Origin of the sequence: Streptomyces omiyaensis (genome assembly GCF_014650895.1) — a bacterium.
GTDB classification, from domain to species: Bacteria; Actinomycetota; Actinomycetes; order Streptomycetales; family Streptomycetaceae; genus Streptomyces; species Streptomyces omiyaensis.
In genome coordinates, this window is record NZ_BMVV01000021.1 from 81,769 (window position 1) to 103,202 (window position 21,434).

Genomic DNA, 21,434 nt, shown 5'->3' on the forward strand with positions numbered 1-21,434 from the left:
GAAGATTCCCTCGCGGGGTCCTCCGGCCGGCCGCGTCGCCGACGTGAAAATGGTGACACGGCCGCCGGGCGCCCGTCACCCGGGTTTCGTCAGTGCTTCGCGCCGGCGGGCGGGAGGCTGCGCCAGTCGGGTCGGCCGGGCATCGGCGGGGTCTTCTCCCCGTACAGCCAGCCCTTGAAGAAGGCGCCGAGGTCGCGGCCGGAGACCTCTTCCGCGAGGGCCGTGAAGTCGGCGGTGGAGGCGACGCCGTCCCGGTGGGCGGCGACCCACCGGCGCTGGAGGCGGTCGAAGGCGCCGGTGCCGATCTCCTGCCGGAGGGCGTAGAGGACGAGCGCGCTGCCGTCGTAGACGACGGGCCGGAAGAGGCTGATCTTGGCGCCGGGCGTGGGCGGGCGGGGCTGCGCCGGGGGGCCTCCGTCGGCGCGCCAGCCGTCGGAGGCGGCGTAGGCGGCCTTCATGCGCTGCTCCAGGGACTTGCCGGCCGTCTCGTCGGCGTACAGCGCCTCGTACCAGCTGGCGTGTCCCTCGTTGAGCCACAGGTCGGACCAGGTGCGCGGGGAGACGCTGTCGCCGAACCACTGGTGGGCCAGTTCGTGGACCATGACGGCGTCGACGTACCACTCGGGGAAGCGGGGGTCGGTGAAGAGCCTGCGTTCGAAGAGGGAGAGGGTCTGGGTCTCCAGCTCGAAACCGGTGGTGGCGTCGGCGACCAGGACGCCGTAGGTCTCGAAGGGGTAGGGGCCGACCTTGCCCTCCATCCACTCCAGGTGGCCGGGGGTCCTGCGCAGCCAGGGTTCCAGGGTCTCGCGGTCGCCGGCGGGGACGACGTCCCGGACGGGGAGGCCGCGGGGGCCGGTGCGGTGCGGGACGGCGGAGCGGCCGATGGAGACCTGGGCCAGTTCGGTGGCCATGGGGTGGCGGGTGCGGTAGGTCCAGGTGGTGGTGGCGCCGTGGTCGGCGCGGCCGGCGGGCAGGCCGTTGGCGACGGCGGTCAGCTCGCTGGGGGCGGTGATCCGGAAGGTGAAGGCGGCCTTGTCGGAGGGGTGGTCGTTGGAGGGGAAGACCCGGTGGGCGGCGTCGGCCTGGTTGGCCATGGCGAGGCCGTCGGAGGTGCGGACCCAGCCGCCGTTCGCGGCGGGGCCGCGCGGGTCGCTGGTGTGGCGGACGGTGACGGTGACCGGCTCGCCGGCGTCGATCGGGACCGCCGGGGTGACGACGAGGTCCTCGCCGCTGGTCTCGTGGGCGGCGGGGCGGCCGTCGACGGTGACGGCGGAGACGGTGCCGTGGGTGAAGTCGAGGTGGAGCCGTTCGAGGTCGGCGGTGGCGAGGGCGGTGACCCGGGTGACGGCGGCGAGCGGCCGGGTGTTCACGCCGGAGTAGGTGAGGTCGATGTCGTAGGAGAGGACGTCGTAGCCGGGGTTGCCGAGGTGCGGGAAGAGGGGGTCGCCGATGCCGAGCGGCGCCGGGGCGGGCAGCGTGGCGGCGACCAGGCCCGCGCCGGCGGCGAGGAGGCCGGCGGTCCGGAGCCACGGCCTGCGGACCGGCCGCCGGGCGGGGCCGCCGGCGGCCGGGGCGGGGGCCGGCGGGAGGGGCGGGGGAGTGTGCGCCATGCGCCAGGGCTACCAGGGCGGCGGCCCGCTCCCCGGGCCGACGCGCGCACCCGCCACCCGAAGGGGTCACGCGCGGGCGGGCGCCCGCGCACGGCGCCGGGTGGCGGGAACCGCCGGGCCGGCACCCGGCGGTTCGTCGGGGGTCCGGGGGCGGGGCCCCGGCCGGTCAGAGGCGGTGGGTGCGGCCGACGTCGTAGACGCCGGGGACGTCGCGCATGGCGCGCATGAGGTTCGGGAGCCGGGCGGCGTCGACGAGCTGGAGGGTGTACGTGTGGCGGACCCGCTGTTCGTTCGGCGGCTCGACGGTGGCGGAGACGACCTCGGCGCCGGCGGTGGCGATGGCCTCGGTGAGGTCGGCCAGCAGTCCCGGGCGGCCGAACGATTCGGCGACCAGGGTGACCCGGCAGTGGGCGGCGTCGCCCCAGCGGACGGGGACGACGGCCCGGCCGAGCCGGTGCATGACGTCCACGGCGGGGCAGCCGGTGCGGTGGGCGGTGACGGCGCCGCCCCGGACCCGGAAGCCGGTGATGGTGTCGGGAGGCACCGGGGTGCAGCAGCCGGCCGGGCGGACCGGGGCGGGCGGGCCGCCGTCGAGGTCGGCGTGGAGCTCGGCGCCGGAGCTGCGGTCGGCGGCGACGCTGAGCGGCGGGCGGGGGGCGGCGGCGGGCTGGGCGGCAGCCTCCGGGTGGGCCCGGAGCCAGGCGGTGATGGCGATCCGGGCGGCGGGGGTGCGGGCGTGGTCCAGCCATTCCGGGGAGGGTCCGGAGCCGGTGTCCTGGGCGAGGAGCAGCTGCACGGTGTCGCCGTCGGAGAGGACGGTGCCGAGCGGGGTGAGCCGGCCGTTGACCCGGGCGCCGAGGCAGGCGTGGGCGGCCTCGCCGTGCCGGGCGTAGGCGGCGTCGACGCAGGTGGCGCCGGCGGGCAGGCCGAGCGTCCCGCCGTCGGCGTGGAAGACGGTGATCTCGTGGTCCTCGGCGAGGTCGGCGCGGAGCGAGCTCCAGAAGGTGTCGGGGTCCGGAGCGGACTCCTGCCAGTCGAGGAGGCGGGCGAGCCAGCCGGGCCGGGTGGGGTCGGTGCGCTCGCCGTCCTCGGCGGGCTCGGGGGGCTCGGTCTGGTCCGGTGCGGTGCGGTGCGGGCTGCCGAGGGCGACGACGCCGGCCTCGGCGACCTTGTGCATGCGGTGGGTGCGGATGAGGACTTCGGCGACGGCTCCGTCGGGAGCGGCGATCGCGGTGTGCAGCGACTGGTACAGGTTGAACTTGGGGGCCGCGATGAAGTCCTTGAACTCGGAGATCAGCGGGGTGAAACAGGTGTGGAGCTCGCCGAGGACCGCGTAGCAGTCGGCGTCCTCGGCGACGAGGACGAGCAGCCGTCCGAAGTCGCAGCCGCGCAGGTCGCCGCGCTTGAGGCGGACGCGGTGGACGGAGACGAAGTGGCGGGGGCGGACGACGACGTCGGCGGCGATGTCCGCCTCGCGCAGCACGGCGCCGACCTGTTCGGCGACGGCGGCGAGCGCGTCCGGGGAGCCGGAGCCGGTGGCGTCGGCGATGAGGGCGCGGGTGGCCTCGTACTCCTCGGGGTGGAGGATCGCGAAGACCAGGTCCTCCAGCTCGGTCTTGAGCGCCTGGACGCCGAGCCGCTCGGCGAGGGGGATGAGGACGTCCCGGGTGACCTTGGCGATGCGGGCCTGTTTCTCGGGGCGCATCACGCCGAGGGTGCGCATGTTGTGGAGCCGGTCGGCGAGTTTGATCGACATGACGCGGACGTCGTCGCCGGTCGCGACGAGCATCTTGCGGAAGGTCTCGGGTTCGGCGGCGGCGCCGTAGTCGATCTTCTCCACCTTGGTGACGCCGTCGACGAGGTACGCGACCTCGTCGCCGAACTCCCGGCGCACCTGATCCAGCGTCACCTCGGTGTCCTCGACGGTGTCGTGGAGGAGGGAGGCGGTCAGGGTGACGGTCTCGGCGCCGAGTTCGGCGAGGATGAGGGTGACCGCGAGCGGGTGGGTGATGTAGGGCTCGCCGCTCTTGCGGAACTGTCCCCGGTGCGAGGACTCGGCGAGCACGTACGCCCGGCGGAGCACCGACAGGTCGGCCTCGGGGTGGTGGGCCCGGTGCGCCTCCGCCACGTGGCTGATGGCGTCGGGCAGCCGGTCGCGCGGGGCGGGGCCCGCGGTGGCGCCGAGCAGGGCGGCCCGGCCGATCCTCCGCAGGTCCAGCCGGGCGCGTCCGCGCCTGCGGACGCCCGTGTCGGTGGCTGCGGCCTCGGCCGCGCTCACGGGGTTCGTGGCCTCTGCGCTCATGGGGCACCTCCGGCGACGTCGACCGGCGGTGGACGGGCGGGGAGAGCCCGGAGGGCCGGTGCTTGATGCTACCGACCCCACCACGTGGCGCAGTCACGCTCTCGCCCAGCGTGAATCGGATCACCCATTCGAGCGACACGGCAGTCGTTGACTGTTTCGATTTCACCGCCCGGCGCAGCGCGGCGGGAAGCCCGCGGGCGGGCGCCCCGGCGGACGCCTTCGGCGGCGGGGCGGCCCGGGGGCCCTTGGGGGGCACGGGGCGGCCGGGGAGTGCTCGGGGGCGCCCCGGCCCGTCCGCGGACGGCTGCGGGGCCCGTGCCGCCGACCGGACGACGTGGGGCCGTCCGGCCGAGGCGACGTGCGGCCGTCCGGCGGACGGCAGCGTCCGGGGGGTCAGCCCTGGGCGAGCCAGGAGGGCTCCAGGGTGCCCTCCGCGACGATGACGGCGGGACCGGTCATCTCGATCGCCCCGTCGGGGTGCTCGGTGATGACGAGGGTGCCGCCGAGGACGTCGACGGTGTACGTGACGGGGGCGCCGGTCTCGGCCGGGTCCGCACCGTCGCGGCGGGCGGTGGCGACCGCCACGGCGCAGGCGCCGGTGCCGCAGGAGCGGGTCTCGGCGGCGCCGCGCTCGTGCACGCGCATGGCGACGTGCCGGGGGCCCCGGTCCGCGACGAACTCGATGTTGACCCCGTCCGGGTAGACGGCCGCCGGCTCGTACGGCGGCTCGTCGTAGAGCGTGCCCGCGTGGGCGAGGTCCTCGACGAAGGCGACCGCGTGCGGATTGCCCATGTTCACGTTCCGCGCGGGCCAGCTGCGCCCGTCGACGGTGACGGTGACGCTCCCCTCGGGGAGGACGGCCCGGCCCATGGAGACGGTGACGGAGCCGTCCTTGTCGAGGTGGACGTGCTTGACGCCGCCGCGGGTGGCGACGGCGACCTCGCCGGCGGCGACGTGCCCGGCGTGCTCCAGGTAGCGGGCGAAGACCCGGACCCCGTTGCCGCACATCTCGGCGACCGTGCCGTCGGCGTTCCGGTAGTCCATGAACCACTCGGCCTCGCCGGCCATGGCGCGGGCCTCGGGGTGGGCGGCGCTGCGCACGACGTGCAGCACGCCGTCGCCGCCGAGGCCGGCGCGGCGGTCGCAGAGCCGGGCGACGAGGGCGGGGGGCAGGTCGATCTCGTTCTCCGCGTCGGGGACGATCACGAAGTCGTTCTCGGTGCCGTGGCCCTTGAGGTAACGGAGCGGGGTGGTCTGCGTGCTGGTCACGCGATCAACTGTACGGTGCCGCCCGGACACCCGTTCCGGTTGTCCACGGGGCGGGCCCGGGCGGGCCGCGCGGGGCTCAGCGGAGCCGGGCGACGCGCCAGACCGCGAGCGCGACGAGGGCCGCGATGGTCGTCACGTACAGGGCGAGCACGCGCCAGTCGGGCCGTTCGCCGGAGCCGCGCTGCGGCAGTCCCGGCCAGGTGTAGCCGACCTTGCGGGCGGCCATCATGCCCCAGCCGGCGGCGCAGAAGCTGATGAGCAGTCCGAGCATCGCGACGACCGCGCCGCCGTCCCCGGAGCCGAAGGCCAGCGGGAAGGCGAACATCAGGGAGCCGACGGCGGCGAGACCGACGATCGGGGCGAGCTGCCAGATCCTCAGCAGGCGCCGGGGGCGCAGCTCGACCTCCACCTCGCCCGCGTCGACCTCGACCGCCGAACCCTCGGCGTCATCGGGCCCGTCGGGCGTCAGCCCCGGGGCACCCCCGGGGACCGACTCGTGCTGTTCTCTGTCGCGAGGGCCGGCCTCCATCGCCACGCGCCCTCCCCACTCGGACTCCACTTGGTCGATCGATGCTCGATGATGGCACGCTCACGACCGCCGAAATGACGGGCAGGGCGTCCCGATGCCATCACGTGATCAGGCTGTAACCGCTCGTTCGACCAACGAGAGCGCCTCCCGCGGGAGTTCCCCCCGGTGATCGGCGGCCCCGCTGAGCCAGTGGACGCGCGGGTCGCGGCGGAACCACGAGTCCTGGCGGCGGGCGAAGCGCTTGGTGGCGCGCACGGTCTCGGCGCGTGCCTCGTCCTCGGTGCACTCCCCCGCGAGCGCCGCGAGCACCTGCTGGTAGCCGAGGGCGCGGGAGGCCGTGCGCCCCTCGCGCAGGCCGAGCGCCTCCAGGGCCCGGACCTCGTCGACGAGCCCGGCCTCCCACATGCGGTCCACGCGCGCGGCGATCCGCTCGTCGAGCTCGGGGCGGGCCACGTCGACGCCGATCTGGACCGTGTCGTAGACGGACTCGTGCCCGGGGAGGTTGGCGGTGAAGGGCTTCCCGGTGATCTCGATGACCTCCAGGGCGCGGACGATCCGGCGTCCGTTGCTGGGGAGGATCGCGCGGGCCGCCTCCGGGTCGGCGTCGGCCAGCCGGGCGTGCAGGACGCCGGAGCCGCGCTCGTCGAGCTCCGCCTCCAGGCGGGCCCGGATCGCGGGGTCGGTGCCGGGGAACTCCAGGGCGTCCACGGCGCCGCGCACGTACAGGCCGGAGCCGCCGACGAGGACGGGGGTACGGCCTTCGGCGAGCAGCCGGTCGATCTCGGCGCGGGCGAGGCGCTGGTACTCGGCGACGCTGGCGGCCTCGGTGACGTCCCAGATGTCGAGGAGGCGGTGCGGGACCCCGCCGCGTTCCTCCGGCGTCAGTTTGGCGGTGCCGATGTCCATCCCGCGGTAGAGCTGCATCGAGTCGGCGTTGACGACCTCGCCGTCGAGCTGCTGGGCCAGGAACACACCCAGATCGGACTTTCCGGCCGCCGTGGGGCCGACGACGGCGATGACCCGCGGTGCGGGAGCTGCACTTCTCACCGCCCCAGTCTCGCAAACCTCCGGGGGCGCCCCCGAACGAGCGACGTGACAGGGGGGTGGGGGGTTCGTTGCCCGTTGCGTGGTTCCGGCCGCGTTCCGCATGGTTCCGGCCTCGTTCCGCGGGGTTCCGGCCGTGTTCCGCGGGGTTCCGGCCGTGTTCCGCGGGGTTCCGGCCGTGTTGCGCGGGGTTCCGGCCGTGTTGCGGACGGCGCTCCCCTGCGCGGCACCCCCTCACGCGTACGCTATGGAGTGGATATGGGCGTTTTCTCAAGGTTTCGCCGGAAGAAGAAGGGCACGGCGGAGGATGTGGCCGAGGTCTCCGCGGTGGCGGAGGCCGCGGAGACCGGTGCGACGGATCCCGCGGAGGGGACCGAGGAGGCCACGGAGGTGGACGGAGCCGTGACGCGGGTGGCGGTCGCGGGACTGACCGCGCCCCTGAGGTCCACCGGTCCCGCGGGGTCCGCGGACTGCGCGCGGAACGCTCCGGAGGCCGGTGCGGTCGCCGGGGCGGTCGGGGCCGTGGAGATCCCTCGGCAGCAGTCGGCCGGCACCGCCGCGGACTCGGACGCGCGCCCGGACGCCGAGCCGGAGACGGACGGCGAGACCGGCGAGACCGCCCGCAGGTAGGCAGGACACGGACACGGAGAGGTGCCCCATGGGTCTCCTGGATTCACTGAAGGCCAAGCTGGGCCCGGCCAAGGACAAGGTCGCGGACCTCGCGCAGCAGCACGGGGACAAGATCGACCAGGGCCTGGACAAGGCCGCGAAGGCGGTCGACGAGAAGACCAAGGGCAAGTACAGCGGCAAGATCCAGTCCGGCACCGGCAAGGCCAAGGAGGCCATCGACCGGATCGGGAACAAGGGGGACGGCGGGACCCGCGGCGACGGCACGCCCCCGCCGCCGCCACCGGCCGCCTGAAGCCACACGCGGAACGCGTGGAACACGCAGAACGCCGGGTGGGCGGTGGTCCCGGAGGACGTCCTCCGGGACCACCGCCCACCCGGCGTTCCCGCGCGGTCGGGGCGCCCGCTCCGGCCGCGCGTTCCTAGGACCAGACGGCGACCAGGTACGCGACCCCGTACGGGGCGTCCTCGTGGAGGAGGCGGCCGGAGAGGTCCGAGCCCTCGGCGGCGCCCGCGAGGACCTGCCAGGGGGCGCGCCCGGCCGCCTGGAGCTCGCGGGCGAGGCCCGCGTCGAGCGCGAGGACGCCGGCCGGGTCGGCGGAGCCCAGGACGCGGGCGGCCTCGGCGTCGAAGCCGGCCGCGCGCTCGTCGAAGTAGCCGGGGGCCTTCACGGTCCGGCAGGCGCTGCCGTCGCCCAGGACGAGCAGGGCGACCCGCCCTGCCGAGGCGGCCAGCGCCCGGCCGGTCTCCGCGCACTCCTCGGGCGTGGCCCGCTCGTCGACCCCGTACCCCTCCACGGGCACGTCCGCCCGCTCGGTACGGGAGAGCAGCCAGGCGCCCACGGCGAGCGGGGCCGGCAGCGTACGGCCGCCGGGGCCGTCCCCGAGGCGCACGGTCAGGTCGACCCCGAACCCGGCGAAGGAGCCGGTGGAGCCGGCCGGGAAGGGGCCCAGGGCGCCCCCGGGCGCCGGTCCGACGACGAGGAGCCGGTCGGGCCGGGCGGCGGCGAGCACCCCGAGGGCGTCCGCGCAGTGCGCGCGGACGGCCTCCAGCTCGGGGGCGGCACCACTCGCGACCTCGGGCACGAGGAGCGGCGGGCAGGGGCACACGGCTGCGGCGACAAGCATGATCCGCAGCCTACTGCCCCGCCCTCCGGGACAGGCCGGGCGACGGGCACAGCCGACCGGCCGGCGGGTGACCGACCGGCCGACCCCTCGGCCCGGCAGTCCGGCAGTCCGGCAACCCGACGGTCCGACAGCCCGTCAGCCGGACGAGCCCGCGCCCGAGCCCGCAGCCTCGTCGCCGCCCGTCTCCTCCGGCCTCTCCGACCCGTCCGCCTCCGCCGCGGCCCGGGCGATCGACGGGTCCGCCGAGTCGTAGACGAGCTCGGCGATGCTCACGGTCGTCTCCGTGCGGGACAGGGCGCCCTGGACGACGACGAGGTAGCTGTCGCCGCCGGGGAAGCGGTACACCGACCGGTGCTTCTCGCGCATCGGCTTGCGGACGACCCGGGTGGCCTCCGTGAGCGCCGCGCGGGCGTCCTCGCGGCTGCCGGTCACCCGGGTGACGATCTCCGTGTTGTACGTCTCGCCCGCGCCCCACTGCGCGACGACGGCCCATCTGCCCATGGGGTCCCCCCTCTGTGTGATGTCAGTGACTGGCGCCGCAGGCCGGGACCTCGGCCGCCGGGAGCGGCTCCGGGGCGCCGATCCTCGGCAGGCCGAGCAGGACGCCGGCCGGCTTGGCGGCGGCCGCGGCGGTGCGCTTCTCCCAGGCGTCGCCCGCGCGGGTGCGGCGGACGGCGGTGGTCGGACCCTCGGCGAGGAGGTGGTGCGGGGCGGCGTAGGTGATCTCGACGGTCACCACGTCGCCGGGACGGACGTCCTCGTCGGGCTTGGTGAAGTGGACGAGCCGGTTGTCGGGCGCGCGGCCGGAGAGGCGGTGGGTGGCACCGTCCTTGCGGCCCTCGCCCTCGGCGACCATGACGTCCAGGGTGCGGCCGACCTGCTTCTTGTTCTCGTCCCAGGAGATCTCCTCCTGGAGGGCGACCAGGCGCTCGTAGCGCGCCTGCACGACCTCCTTGGGGATCTGGCCGTCCATCTCGGCGGCGGGGGTCCCGGGGCGCTTGGAGTACTGGAAGGTGAAGGCGTTCGCGAAGCGGGCCTCGCGGACCACGTGCATGGTCTGCTCGAAGTCCTCCTCGGTCTCGCCGGGGAAGCCGACGATGATGTCGGTGGAGATGGCGGCGTGCGGGATCGCCGCGCGCACCTTCTCGATGATGCCGAGGAAGCGCTCCTGGCGGTAGGAGCGGCGCATGGCCTTGAGGATCGGGTCGGACCCGGACTGGAGCGGCATGTGCAGCTGGGGCATCACGTTCGGCGTCTCGGCCATGGCGGCGATGACGTCGTCGGTGAAGTCGCGCGGGTGCGGGGAGGTGAAGCGGACCCGCTCCAGGCCCTCGACGGTGCCGCAGGCGCGCAGGAGCTTGCCGAAGGCCTCGCGGTCGCCGAGGTCGGAGCCGTACGCGTTCACGTTCTGGCCGAGCAGGGTGATCTCGGAGACTCCCTCGGCGACCAGCGCCTCGATCTCGGCGAGGATGTCGCCGGGCCGGCGGTCCTCCTCCTTGCCGCGCAGGGCGGGGACGATGCAGAAGGTGCAGGTGTTGTTGCAGCCGACCGAGATGGAGACCCAGGCCGCGTACGCCGACTCGCGGCGGGTGGGCAGGGTGGAGGGGAAGGCCTCCAGGGACTCGGCGATCTCGACCTGGGCCTCCTGCTGGACGCGGGCGCGCTCCAGGAGGACCGGCAGCTTGCCGATGTTGTGCGTGCCGAAGACGACGTCGACCCAGGGGGCCCGCTTGACGATGGTGTCGCGGTCCTTCTGGGCGAGGCAGCCGCCGACGGCGATCTGCATGCCGGGGCGGGCGGTCTTCATCGGGGCGAGGTGGCCCAGGTTGCCGTACAGCTTGTTGTCGGCGTTCTCGCGGACCGCGCAGGTGTTGAAGACGACGACGTCGGCGCCGTCGGCCTCCTTGGGGGCGCGGACGTAGCCCGCCTCTTCCAGCAGACCGGAGAGCCGCTCGGAGTCGTGGACGTTCATCTGGCACCCGTAGGTGCGAATGTCGTAGGTCTTCGGTCCTTCGATGCCCACTGTGAGACTCCGGTCGCTGCTGCTGGTCATGCATCCAAGAGTAGGCGGTCCCCGGTGGGCTCCCGGCCGGGCTCCGGAGCTCGCGCCCGGGAGCGCCCCGGTGTCCGGATGTGACAGGGAATCGTCATTGCCGTCACGGGCCGGGGCGGGCGAAGGTGGGCGCATGTCCGAGACACGTACCGAAGCGGCGGCCGGCGGCCCGGGCGGGGAGCACCCCGTCCACCGGGTCGTCGTCGCGGTCTTCCCCGACGTGGACCTCCTCGACGTCACCGGGCCGGCCGAGGTCTTCGCGCTGGCCAACCGGGAGGCGGGCGGCCGCGCCCGCTACCGGGTGCGGCTGGCCGCGCCCGGCGGCGCCGGGGAGGTGCGGACCTCGGCGGGGGTGCGGCTGGTCGCGGACCTGGGCTTCGACGAGGTCGGCGCGGACGTGGACACCCTCCTGGTGCCGGGGGCGGTGGACCCGGCGGAGCACGACGGGGTCACCGCCCGGCTCGACCCGGAGGTCGTGCGGTGGGTGCGGGAGACCGCCCCGCACGCCCGCCGGGTGGCGTCGGTCTGCGTCGGCGCGCACGTCCTGGCGGCGGCCGGACTCCTCGACGGGAAGACCGCCACGACCCACTGGTCGACGGCCGCGCAGCTGGCGGCCGACCACCCGGAGGTCACCGTGGACCCCGATCCAATCTTCGTGCGGACGGACCGGGGGCGGCTGTGGACCGGGGCCGGGATCAGCGCCTGCCTCGACCTGTCCCTGGCGCTGGTCGCCGAGGACCTGGGCGAGGAGGCCGCGCTCGCGGTCGCCCGGCAGCTGGTCATGTACCTGAAGCGGCAGGGCGGGCAGAGCCAGTTCTCGGTGCCGCTGAGCCGTCCGGCGGCCGGCCGGAGGGACATCGACGAGCTGCGGCTCTGGATCGCCGACCACCTCGACGGGGACCTGTCCGCGGAGCGGCTGGCCGGCCGGATGTGCCTCAGCGAGCGGCACTTCGCCCGGGTCTTCGCGCAGGAGACGGGGTCCAGCCCGGCCGCCTACGTGGAGGCGGCCCGGATCGAGGTGGCCCGGCGCCACCTGGAGACCTCGGACGCGCCGCTGGCGGAGGTGGCGGCGCGGGCCGGGCTCGGCTCGGTGGAGACCCTGCACCGGGCCTTCCGCCGGCAGCTCGCGACCACACCGGCGGCCTACCGCCGCCGCTTCCGCACCGGGTCCGGGTCCACCTCCGACTCCGGCACCGGCTGACCCGCGGCTCCCCCTCCCCCATCCCCTTCTTCCCCTGCCGCTTCCTCGCGGCGGGGTGGGCGGCTCCACCGCCACGCCCTCACGCAGACCCTTTTCCACCGAATTCACACCAAGAGATCCGAAAGGTTCCGACATGAGCGTCACTCCGTCCACCTCCCTGCGTTCCCTCTCCGGCCTGAGCGACGAGCCGGCCCGGCTCTCCGAGGCGGCCCTGGTCCTCATCGACGTCCAGAACACCTACCGCTCCGGCGTCATGGCCCTGGAGGGCGCCGAGGAGGCCGTGGCCGAGGCGGCACGGCTCCTCGCCCGGGCCCGGGCGGCCGGAACCCCGGTCGTGCACGTCCAGCACGACAGCGGCGAGGGGTCCCCGTACGACCTGACGGCCCCGGTCGGCGCGATCAGCGACGAGGTGGCGCCCGCCGAGGGCGAGCCGGTCGTGGTGAAGAACTTCCCCGACTCCTTCCACGCGACCGACCTGGAGAAGGTCCTGACGGACCTCGGTTTCGCCGCGGGCGCCGGGAAGGAGCTGGTCCTGGCCGGGTTCATGACCCACATGTGCGTGAACCACACCGCCCAGGCCGCGTTCAACCTGGGCTACCGCCCGACGGTCGTCGCCGAGGCCACCGCCACCCGGGCGCTGACCGCGCCGGACGGCACCGTGGTGCCCGCCGCCGAGCTCAAGCGGGCGGCGCTGACCGCACTGACCGACGTGTTCGCCGTGGTGGTGCCGACGGCGGCGGACCTCCCGGCCTGAGCCCCGGACCGTCGCCGGCGGCGCCTCCGCCGGCGACGGTCTGGGGGACGGAAGCCCGGCCTCCGCACCCTGCGGTTTTCCGCAGGGGGGTCGGGCGGGAACGCGCATACCGGCTCCGAGCAGCGCTTCCTATGGTTGAGGAAGGTCTTCCGGCGCATCCGCCGGGGACCTTTCCCGACCCGTGGAGGGCCCGTGACGCCGTACCCGACCGTTCTCGCGCAGGAGCCCGCCGGCGGCATCGCCGGCTGGGCGGCCGGGCTCGTCGAGACCCTGGGCGGACCGGGCGCCGGTCTCGCCATCGCGCTGGAGAACCTCTTCCCGCCGCTGCCGAGCGAGGTGATCCTGCCGCTGACCGGCTTCGCCGCCGGACAGGGCGTGCTCAGCCTCGCCTCCGCGCTGTTCTGGACGACGCTCGGTTCGGTGGTGGGCGCGCTGGCCCTGTACGGGATCGGCGCGCTCTTCGGCCGGGAGCGGATGCACGCGCTGTGGGCGCGGCTGCCGCTGGTGAAGGTCTCGGACCTGGAGCGGACCGAGGAGTGGTTCCGCCGGCACGGCACCAAGGCGGTCCTGCTGGGCCGGATGGTTCCGATCTTCCGCAGCCTGATCTCCGTCCCGGCCGGGGTGGAGCGGATGCCGGTGCCGCTCTTCCTGCTGCTCACGACGGTCGGCAGCCTGATCTGGAACAGCGTCCTGGTCCTCGCCGGCTACGCCCTCGGCGACCGCTGGGAACTGGTCGAGTCGTACGTCGGCGTCGCGTCCAAGGCCGTCGCCGTCCTGGTCGTCGCGGCCGCCGCGACCTGGCTGACGGTACGGCTCCGGGCGCGCGGCGCGGCGGCGCGGCACCGGCGCGGCTAGGCGTGGCCGCACCGGCCGGGCCGGGCCCCCTCGGCGGAGCCGACCTTAGGGTGGGAGGCGTGGACGGGGGCGGACGGAGCGACGCGGGGGCGCGGTCGGCGGCGCGGCGGGCGACGGGGGTGCTTGCCGGCTGTCTGACCGCGCCGGTCGGGCTGCTGTACCTGCTGCTCGCGGGGGCGCCACTCGGGGCCTTTCTGCTGTGGCCGCGGACGCGGGCGCGCGCCTTCGGGGTGCTCGGCTCCGGTGCCCGCCGGCTCGCGGGGCTGGAGCGGAGGCGGCGGTCCCGGTTCTTCGGGGACCGGTTCCCCGAGGCGTACGGGGCCGGAACCGGGGACGGCCACGGGGCAGGGGCGTACGGGACCGGGACCGGGGACGGCAACGAGGCCGGGGCGTACGGGACCGGGGACGGGGACCTCGTGCGGTATCTGGCGGTCAGGTCGTGGGCCGGGCTCGTCTGCGGGGTCGTGCTGGCACTGCTCGGCTTCGGCCTGGTGCTCGCGGGACTGCTGGTCACGGGAGTGGTGCGCGGGACCACCGGGGCGATGGAGCTGCTGCCGCAGCTGGTGCTCGAGGGCGTCCTGCTCTTCCTGGGGCTCCAGGGGCTGGCCGCGCTCACCGCGCTCGACACCCGTCTGGCCCGGGAGTGCTTCGGGCCCTCGGAGCGGGAGCTGCTGCGGCGCCGGATCGACGAGCTCTCGGTGAGCCGGGCGGCCGTCGTGCGGGCCGTGGACGGGGAGCGGCGGCGGATCGAGCGGGACCTCCACGACGGGGTGCAGCAGCGGCTGGTGGCGCTCGCCATGCTGATCGGGCGGGCGCGCCGGGGCGGCGGACGGGATCCGGAGCGGGCGGCGGACCTGCTGGGCCAGGCGCACCGGGAGGCCCAGGAGGTGCTGGCCGAACTCCGCAAGGTCGCCTGGCGGGTGTATCCGTCGGCACTGGACAGCCTCGGTCTCGAGGAGGCGCTGGGCGGGGTCGCGCAGCGGTGCGCGCTGCCGCTGCGGATCGCCTACGAGGTGACGGGGCCGCTCCCCCGCCCGGTGGAGACGGCCGCCTACTTCGTCGTCTCGGAGGCCGTCACCAACGCGGCCAAGCACGCGGCGGCCTCGGCCGTGTCGGTACGGGTCGCGGGGGCGCCCGGCGGCCCGCTGACCGTGCGGATCGAGGACGACGGCCGGGGCGGCGCGGATCCCGCGGGCAGCGGCCTGACCGGGCTGCGCGGACGGGTCGCCGCGCTCGACGGCGTCCTGAGCGTCGACAGCCCCCTCGGGGGACCCACCACCATCGTCGCGGAGCTGCCGTGCGTGTGATCCTGGCCGAGGACTCGACCCTGCTGCGGGAGGGGCTCGCCCGCCTGCTCGCGGAGGAGGGGCACGAGGTCGTCGGGGCGTTCGGGGACGCGGTGGGGCTGGTCGCCGCGGCGGAGGCGCTCCGCCCCGACGTGGCCGTCGTGGACATCCGGATGCCGCCGACCCACACCGACGAGGGCCTGCGGGCGGCCGTCGAGATCCGCGAACGGCTGCCGGGGACCGGCGTCCTGGTCCTCTCGCAGCACGTCGAGCGCAGCTACGCGGCCCGGCTGCTCGCGGCCGGCGCGGAGCGGGTCGGCTATCTGCTGAAGGACCGGGTGGCGCAGGTCGAGGAGTTCCTGGACGCGCTGGAGCGGATCCACTCGGGCGGCGCGGCGATCGACCCGGAGGTCGTCCGGCAGCTGGTGGTCCGCAGCGCGCACGCCGATCCGCTGGCCCGGCTGACCCCGCGCGAGCGGGAGGTGCTCCAGGTCCTCGCGGAGGGCTGCACCAACACGGCCATCGCGCGGCGGCTGCACCTGTCGCTGAGCGCGGTGGAGAAGCACCTCAACGCGGTCTTCGACAAGCTGGAGCTGCGGGGCGCCGAGGGCCACAGCCCCCGGATCCTCGCGGTGCTGCGCTATCTGGAGGCGTGACCCCCGCCCCGTCCGCCGCGGGCCCGGGCCGGGTGGCCCGTGAGGAGGGCGTGCAGGCGCAGCAGGGCGCGCTCGTCGCCGAAGCCGCCCGCCTTGACGACGACCGGGACGCGGGGGACGCCCGCGGGCCCGGTGAGGGTGCCGCGGGCGACGCCGGGCTCGGGCTCGTCGTGGAGGTCGATGCCGTGGGCGCCGAGGGCCCGCAGCACGGCCTCGGCGGTCTCCCCGCCGGTGAGGACGAGCCCGTCGAAGGGGGCGCGGCCGGCCAGTTCCGCCACGGAGGCGGCGAGGAGCCGGGTCGACCCGGCCGGTCCGGGGCGGCGCTCGTGGGGCGTGTGGAGGATGCGCACGGGGGCGTCGGCGGCGAGCAGGCGGGCCGCGGTGTCGGCAGGGTCGGCGGTGCCGTCGGTGTCGGCACAGACCGCGCCCGGCTCGGCGGCGAGCAGGGCGAGCTGGCGCCGGGTGGCGGGGTTGGCGCTGCCGACGACGGTCAAGGGCCTCCGGGCGAGCGGGAGTTCACCGGCCGGACCGGCGGATCCCGGGAGCGCGTGGTGGCGGGCGAGGGCGGCGGCCAGTCCCGGCGAGCCGACCCAGAGGACGGCCCGGTGGTCGGGGACGGCGGCGACGATCCGGTCCAGGTCGGCGTCGGTGGCGGCGGAGCAGGCGAAGAGGCCGCCGCGCGCGAGGAGTTCGGGCAGGAGCCCGGTCCGGCCGGGTGCGACGGGGACGGCGTCCGGCAGGAGCCGGGCGAGGTCGGCGGTGCGGACGGGGTGGGCGGGGTCGCGGGCGAACTCGCTCTCGTCGACCCGCACTCCGCGGACGTACTGCACGCCTTCGAGGGTGGTGCGGCCCTCGGCCGGGAAGGCGGGGGCGATCACCACCGCCCGCCGCCCCGAGCCCTCCCGGGCGGCGTGGAGCTCGGCGGCCACGTGGCCGCGCAGGGTCGAGTCGACGGTCTTCAGGAGCAGCCCCGCGCCGGACAGGGCGCGGGCCGCCTCCCGGGTGCGGCGCGCGGCCCCGGCCTCGTCCAGGAGCCGGCTGCCGAGGTCGACGGCGAGGACGCCGTCCTCCCGCCCGTGGCCGGCGAGCGGACCGCCGGAGAGGAGCACCCGGGCCGGAAGGCCGGCCCGGCGGAAGGGTGCCGCGCCGTCCCCCGCGCTGGTCAGGTCGTCGGCGAGGACGGCGACGCGGGGCGGGACGACGGGCGGGGCGACGGGCATCGGGGGCTTCCTCGGGTCGTACGGGCGCGGCCGGCGCGCGGTGGTGCACCACCCTCGCCCGCACGGCCCGCCCCGTCCAGTGCGGCCCGCCGCGCCGGGGCGCGGGGAGCGGCCCCGGTTCTGCGGGCGGCGGGGCCGGGGGCACCGGTACCGCGGGACGGGAACGACGGGGCGACCAGCATGCGGAGACTCCCTCGGGACAGGGGTGAGTCGGCTGCTCGGCAGGGGCCAGGGGCGGGCAGGGGGAACTACCCTCAAGATCACCGAGCGCCTTCCGACGCTAACCGGACGGACCCCCGCCGCCCCGGCAGGACACACGGCACGGCGCCCCTCCGGAGAACCGCTCACCATTTCGGCCGAGCGCGCCCCGCCGCCACCGGGCGGCCCGAGGCTCCCCCGGTACGGCCCCGGTACGCCTGCGGTACGCCCCCGGGCGCAGGGCCGGCGGCACGGCCCCGTACCGTCCCCGGACGCGGAGTCCGCCGCACGGGACTCCCCGTCCCCGTCACCCCCGTGGCTCCCCGTGGCCCCGGCACCACCCGGAGCCACCCCGCGGCTCCGGGGCAGTCGACATCACAGCCGTCGCCCTCCGGCCGCCCTGGCCAGGGTCGCGGGGCACCTGGCAGGATCGCAGACATGTTCGCCTCGCTCAGCCGTGCCGCCCGCCGCCGCGTCCTCGCGCTCGCGGCCGCGCTGCTCGCGGTGTGCGGGGTGCTGCTGTGGTGGCTCGCGCCCTTCGGGAGCTCGACGCCCAGCGGCTCCGTCACCTTCAGCACCGGGGTCCCCACCGGCGTCTACCAGCGCTACGGCGTGCTGCTGAAGCAGGCCATGGCCAAGGAGCTCCCGGACGTCACCATCACCCTGAAGGACAGCGAGGGCTCCCAGCAGAACCTGGCGCGGGTCGCCTCCGGCGAGGCCGATTTCACCGTGGCGACCGCCGACGCCGTGGCGCAGTACATCCGCGACCGCCGGCCCGGCTTCGAGCGGCTGCGCGGCTGCGCCCGGCTCTACGACGACTACGTCCAGCTGGTCGTCCGCAAGGGCTCGGCCATCCAGACCGTCTCCGACCTGCGCGGACTGCGCGTCGGCGTCGGTCAGGACGGTTCGGGCGTCCGGCTGATAGCGGACCGGGTCCTCGCGGCGGCGGGGCTCACGCCGTCCCGGGACGTGACCGCGGTGCCGGTCGGCATCGACTCGATGCCCCAGATGCTGGAGAGCGGCTCCCTGGACGCCTTCTTCTGGTCCGGCGGGCTGCCGACCCAGGCCGTGCAGACGCTGTCGGAGCGGACCCCGGTCCGGCTGGTCCCGATGGACGCCCCGCTCGTGGAGGCGCTGCGGGACGTCGGCGAGTCGACCCGGCACTACCGCTCCGCGGTGATACCGGCCGACGCCTACGCGGCCGCCCAGGACGGGCAGCGGGTGGAGACGCTGGCGGTGGCGAACCTGATGGTGACGACCGTCGAGGCCGATCAGGACCTGGTGGAGGGGTTCACCCGCTCGGTGATCGACAGCCGGGACGGCATCGGCAGCAAGGTGCACCCGGCCCAGCTGGTGGACCTGCGGACGGCCGTCTACACCGAACCCCTCACCCTCCACGACGGCGCCCGGCGCTACTACCGCTCGGTCAAGCCCTGAGCCGTACGGGCTCCGCCCCGCCCCACCCGCACGGTCCCTGACGATCGGCGATCGGCGATCAGCGATCAGCGATCAGCGATCAGCGATCAGCCGGTGCGTACCGCGGGACCGTGACCGTCACGCGCAGTCCGTGCGGCTCGTTCGGGGCGAAGGCGATCCCCCCGCCGGTGGCGGTGAGCAGGACGCGGGCGATGGAGAGGCCGAGGCCCGAGCCCTTGACGTTCTGGTGGCGGCCGGAGCGCCAGAAGCGGTCCCCGACGCGGCTCAGCTCCTCCTCGGTGAGGCCGGGCCCGAGGTCGGCGACCACCACCTCGACGCCGTCGCGTCCCGGGAGGACCCGCACGGTCACCCGCTCGCCCTCCGGCGTGAACTTCAGCGCGTTGTCGACGACCGCGTCCAGGGCGCTGGAGAGCGCCACCGGGTCCGCCCAGCCGGTGGCCGCCCCGCACTCCCCGACCAGCCGGACGCCCTTGGCGTCGGCGACCGGCCGCCAGGAGGCGATCCGCTCGGCGGCGAGGGCGCCGACGTCGGTGAGCCGCAGGTCGGCGGCGGCGTGCTCGGCGAGGGCGAGGTCGAGCAGGTCGTCGAGGACCTGGGCGAGCCGCTTGCCCTCGGTGCGCACGGAGGCGATCTCCTCGTTCCCCTCGGGGAGTTCGAGGGCGAGCAGCTCGATGCGGAGCAGCAGCGCGGCGAGCGGGTTGCGGAGCTGGTGGGAGGCGTCGGCGACGAAGGCCCGCTGCTGTTCGAGGGATTCCTCGACGTGGTCGGCCATCTCGTTGAACGAGCGGGCGAGACGGCGCAGTTCGGGCGGTCCGCCGGCCTCGGCGACCCGGGAGTTCATCCGGCCGGTGGCGATGTCGTGGGTGACGCCGTCCAGGACCCGGACCGGGCGCAGGACCCAGCCGGTGAGGCGGACGGCGGCGCCGACGGCGAGCAGCATGGCGGCGGCCTCGCCCGCGAAGATCACCAGCCAGCCGCGCAGGATGCGGGCGCGGAGCTCGCCGGTGGGCGAGTCGGTGACGACGACGGCGACGACGTCCCCGTCGCGGACGACCGGGGAGGCGATGGTGAGGCGGGCGTGCGGCTGCCAGGGCCAGACCTGCGGCGGGTCGTGGCTGCGGCGGCCGAGCAGCGACTCGTTGAAGGCCCGGCGGCCCTCCCCTTCGTACGGGACGACCCAGTCCTCGGGGGCGGCGGCCATGGCGCGGTTGTCGCGGTAGAAGATGCCGGCCCGGATGCCGTAGACGTCGTGGTAGCTGGCGAGCTCGCCGCTGAGGGTGGTGCGGCGTTCGTCGCTGCCGCTGGCGGGGTCGCCGACGAACTGGGCGAGGGCGGCGAAGCGGGCGGCGTCGTCGAGGCGGTCGACCACGACCCGCTGCTGCTGGGCGGCGGCGAGGCTGGCGGCGAGCGGGAAGCCGAGGGCGAGCAGGACCCCGGCCATCAGGACGATGAGCAGGGGGAGGAGGCGGGTGCGCACGGGCGGGGCGGCCGGGGGTTACGCGGCCGGGACGACCAGGCGGTAGCCGACGCCCCGCACGGTCTCGATCAGGGCGGGCATGCGCAGCTTGGCGCGGAGCGAGGCGACGTGCACCTCCAGGGTGCGGCCGGTCCCCTCCCAACTGGTCTGCCAGACGTCGGAGATGATCTGCTCGCGGCGGAAGACGACGCCGGGCCGCTGGGCCAGGAGGGCGAGCAGGTCGAACTCCTTGCGGGTGAGGGCGACGGGCTCGCCGTCGACGCTGACGCGCCGGGTGGGCAGCTCCACGGCGACGGCGCCGAGGCGGAGCACGGTCCCCTCGGCGGCGGAGCCCGTGCCCCCGGCGGTGTCGTCGCCGGCGGGGCCGCTGGTGCGCCGGGAGACGGCGTGGATGCGGGCGAGCAGTTCGCCGGTGTCGTAGGGCTTGACGACGTAGTCGTCGGCGCCCAGATTGAGGCCGTGGATCCGGGAGCGCACGTCGCTGCGGGCGGTCACCATGATCACCGGGGTGGTGGTGAGCTTCCGGATGCGGGCGCAGACCTGGTAGCCGTCGAGGTCGGGGAGACCGAGGTCCAGCAGGATCACGCCGTACGAGGGCCGCTCGCCCTGTGCGGTGGGGAGGACGGCCTGGAGGGCCTCCTCGCCGTTGCGGGCGTGGGTGACGGCGAAGCCGTGCCGGGCGAGGATCGCCGAGAGGGCCGCGGCGACGTGGTCGTCGTCCTCGACGAGCAGCAGTCGCATGGTCGTCTCCTCTCGTTCGCCGGGGCGCCCCGGGCCGGGGCATGAACGCCCATGAATGCCGATCACGGACGTCTCAGTCAAGTGCCACCCTGCGGACCGTCCGCTTCCGTTATCCAGCCGGTACGGCGTCCCTGGTCACCTTCACCCAGGGTGGCCGTCCGTGGCCTTATCGTTATCCTCAATTTCCGCTCAGATGTGATGACGGTCATCCGAACGTGTCTCTAGTGTCCTCCCAACCGAGGAGGACGGAGCAAGAGGCCGATGAGCGGAGTGGCAGTGTCCAAGGACAACGAGGACGCCCCCCGGGCCCAGGAGGACCTGGTCGTCCTGTCCGGAGTGAACAAGCACTTCGGCGCGCTGCACGTGCTGCAGGACATCGACCTCACGATCGGCCGCGGTGAAGTCGTCGTCGTCATCGGGCCGTCGGGGTCCGGCAAGTCGACGCTGTGCCGCACGATCAACCGCCTGGAGACGATCGACGCGGGAACGATCACGATCGACGGAAAGCCGCTGCCCGCGGAGGGCAGGGAACTGGCCCGGCTGCGGTCGGACGTCGGCATGGTCTTCCAGTCCTTCAATCTCTTCGCGCACAAGACCGTGCTCGAGAACGTGATGCTGGGTCAGGTCAAGGTCCGCCGGACGGCGAAGGGCGAGGCCGAGGCCAAGGCCCGGGCCCTGCTGGAGCGGGTGGGCGTGGCCGCGCAGGCCGACAAGTACCCGGCGCAGCTCTCCGGCGGCCAGCAGCAGCGCGTGGCGATCGCCCGCGCGCTGGCCATGGGACCGAAGGTGATGCTCTTCGACGAGCCGACCTCGGCCCTGGACCCGGAGATGATCAACGAGGTCCTGGAGGTCATGCAGCAGCTGGCCCGGGAAGGCATGACGATGGTGGTCGTGACGCACGAGATGGGCTTCGCCCGCTCCGCCGCGGACCGCGTCGTCTTCATGGCCGACGGCAGGATCGTCGAACAGGCCACCCCCGAGGAGTTCTTCAGCAACCCGCGCAGCGACCGGGCGAAGGACTTCCTCTCCAAAATCCTGCACCACTGAG

Annotated in this window: 20 protein-coding genes; 9 read left to right on the top strand and 11 right to left on the bottom strand. The window is 75.2% G+C overall.

What is annotated here, in order from left to right:
* Positions 1-89: 89 nt before the first annotated feature.
* The 5 genes from IE287_RS28210 to miaA form a co-directional block, all read right to left on the bottom strand.
* Positions 90-1,610, bottom strand: coding sequence for a M1 family metallopeptidase (locus tag IE287_RS28210; protein WP_189852035.1), 1,521 nt, complete (start codon positions 1,608-1,610; stop codon positions 90-92).
* Between the two features lie 166 nt (positions 1,611-1,776).
* Entirely contained in the window at positions 1,777-3,912 is a 2,136-nt protein-coding gene (locus IE287_RS28215) for a RelA/SpoT family protein (protein WP_189852036.1), read from the bottom strand.
* A 393-nt stretch (positions 3,913-4,305) separates the two neighbouring features.
* Positions 4,306-5,181: a diaminopimelate epimerase gene (gene dapF, locus IE287_RS28220; protein WP_189852037.1), complete on the bottom strand. Its 876-nt coding sequence runs from the start codon at positions 5,179-5,181 to the stop codon at positions 4,306-4,308.
* A 76-nt stretch (positions 5,182-5,257) separates the two neighbouring features.
* Complete coding sequence (locus IE287_RS28225) at positions 5,258-5,710, bottom strand: hypothetical protein (RefSeq protein WP_189852085.1); 453 nt, start codon at positions 5,708-5,710, stop codon at positions 5,258-5,260.
* Positions 5,711-5,818: 108 nt separating this feature from the next.
* The gene (gene miaA / locus IE287_RS28230; protein WP_189852038.1) at positions 5,819-6,757 is read right to left on the bottom strand and encodes a tRNA (adenosine(37)-N6)-dimethylallyltransferase MiaA; all 939 of its coding nucleotides are present in this window, start codon (positions 6,755-6,757) and stop codon (positions 5,819-5,821) included.
* A 255-nt stretch (positions 6,758-7,012) separates the two neighbouring features.
* On the opposite strand from miaA, the gene IE287_RS28235 reads away from it, so the two are divergent.
* Positions 7,013-7,384: a hypothetical protein gene (locus IE287_RS28235; protein WP_189852039.1), complete on the top strand. Its 372-nt coding sequence runs from the start codon at positions 7,013-7,015 to the stop codon at positions 7,382-7,384.
* A 28-nt stretch (positions 7,385-7,412) separates the two neighbouring features.
* Positions 7,413-7,676: an antitoxin gene (locus IE287_RS28240; RefSeq protein WP_189852040.1), complete on the top strand. Its 264-nt coding sequence runs from the start codon at positions 7,413-7,415 to the stop codon at positions 7,674-7,676.
* A gap of 127 nt (positions 7,677-7,803) precedes the next feature.
* Here IE287_RS28240 and IE287_RS28245 read toward each other — a convergent pair whose 3' ends face one another.
* From IE287_RS28245 to miaB, 3 genes are all read right to left on the bottom strand, one after another.
* Entirely contained in the window at positions 7,804-8,508 is a 705-nt protein-coding gene (locus tag IE287_RS28245) for a class III extradiol dioxygenase subunit B-like domain-containing protein (protein ID WP_189852041.1), read from the bottom strand.
* Between the two features lie 135 nt (positions 8,509-8,643).
* The gene (locus IE287_RS28250; RefSeq protein ID WP_189852042.1) at positions 8,644-9,009 is read right to left on the bottom strand and encodes a hypothetical protein; all 366 of its coding nucleotides are present in this window, start codon (positions 9,007-9,009) and stop codon (positions 8,644-8,646) included.
* 22 nt (positions 9,010-9,031) lie between these two features.
* Positions 9,032-10,561: a tRNA (N6-isopentenyl adenosine(37)-C2)-methylthiotransferase MiaB gene (miaB, locus tag IE287_RS28255; protein WP_189852043.1), complete on the bottom strand. Its 1,530-nt coding sequence runs from the start codon at positions 10,559-10,561 to the stop codon at positions 9,032-9,034.
* A gap of 133 nt (positions 10,562-10,694) precedes the next feature.
* On the opposite strand from miaB, the gene IE287_RS28260 reads away from it, so the two are divergent.
* The 5 genes from IE287_RS28260 to IE287_RS28280 all read left to right on the top strand — a co-directional run bounded on the left by IE287_RS28260 (position 10,695) and on the right by IE287_RS28280 (position 15,313).
* On the top strand, positions 10,695-11,762 hold the full coding sequence (locus IE287_RS28260) for a GlxA family transcriptional regulator (RefSeq protein ID WP_189852044.1): 1,068 nt from the start codon (positions 10,695-10,697) through the stop codon (positions 11,760-11,762).
* Between the two features lie 133 nt (positions 11,763-11,895).
* Complete coding sequence (locus IE287_RS28265; RefSeq protein WP_189852045.1) at positions 11,896-12,516, top strand: cysteine hydrolase family protein; 621 nt, start codon at positions 11,896-11,898, stop codon at positions 12,514-12,516.
* Between the two features lie 192 nt (positions 12,517-12,708).
* Positions 12,709-13,371, top strand: coding sequence for a DedA family protein (locus IE287_RS28270; RefSeq protein ID WP_189852046.1), 663 nt, complete (start codon positions 12,709-12,711; stop codon positions 13,369-13,371).
* A gap of 59 nt (positions 13,372-13,430) precedes the next feature.
* A complete protein-coding gene (locus IE287_RS28275) occupies positions 13,431-14,678 on the top strand; it encodes a sensor histidine kinase (protein WP_189852047.1) in 1,248 nt (415 codons plus the stop codon).
* On the top strand, positions 14,669-15,313 hold the full coding sequence (locus IE287_RS28280; RefSeq protein WP_189852048.1) for a response regulator transcription factor: 645 nt from the start codon (positions 14,669-14,671) through the stop codon (positions 15,311-15,313). The genes IE287_RS28275 and IE287_RS28280 overlap by 10 nt, the downstream gene beginning before the upstream one ends.
* Here IE287_RS28280 and IE287_RS28285 read toward each other — a convergent pair.
* Complete coding sequence (locus tag IE287_RS28285) at positions 15,298-16,533, bottom strand: four-carbon acid sugar kinase family protein (RefSeq protein WP_189852049.1); 1,236 nt, start codon at positions 16,531-16,533, stop codon at positions 15,298-15,300. The genes IE287_RS28280 and IE287_RS28285 overlap by 16 nt on opposite strands.
* Before the next feature lie 636 nt (positions 16,534-17,169).
* On the opposite strand from IE287_RS28285, the gene IE287_RS28290 reads away from it, so the two are divergent.
* The gene (locus IE287_RS28290) at positions 17,170-18,168 is read left to right on the top strand and encodes a TAXI family TRAP transporter solute-binding subunit (protein ID WP_189852050.1); all 999 of its coding nucleotides are present in this window, start codon (positions 17,170-17,172) and stop codon (positions 18,166-18,168) included.
* Between the two features lie 79 nt (positions 18,169-18,247).
* Here the strand turns inward: IE287_RS28290 and IE287_RS28295 are convergent, their stop codons facing one another.
* Both IE287_RS28295 and IE287_RS28300 read right to left on the bottom strand, forming a co-directional pair.
* Positions 18,248-19,645, bottom strand: a complete 1,398-nt coding sequence (locus tag IE287_RS28295; RefSeq protein ID WP_189852051.1) for a sensor histidine kinase — start codon at positions 19,643-19,645, stop codon at positions 18,248-18,250.
* Positions 19,646-19,663: 18 nt separating this feature from the next.
* Positions 19,664-20,386 carry a response regulator transcription factor gene (locus IE287_RS28300; protein WP_189852052.1) on the bottom strand — a complete coding sequence of 241 codons (723 nt, stop codon included), beginning with the start codon at positions 20,384-20,386 and terminating at the stop codon, positions 19,664-19,666.
* A 261-nt stretch (positions 20,387-20,647) separates the two neighbouring features.
* Between IE287_RS28300 and IE287_RS28305 the strand changes: the two genes are divergently transcribed.
* Complete coding sequence (locus tag IE287_RS28305; RefSeq protein ID WP_189852053.1) at positions 20,648-21,433, top strand: amino acid ABC transporter ATP-binding protein; 786 nt, start codon at positions 20,648-20,650, stop codon at positions 21,431-21,433.
* The last annotated feature ends 1 nt before the right edge of the window (position 21,434 follow it).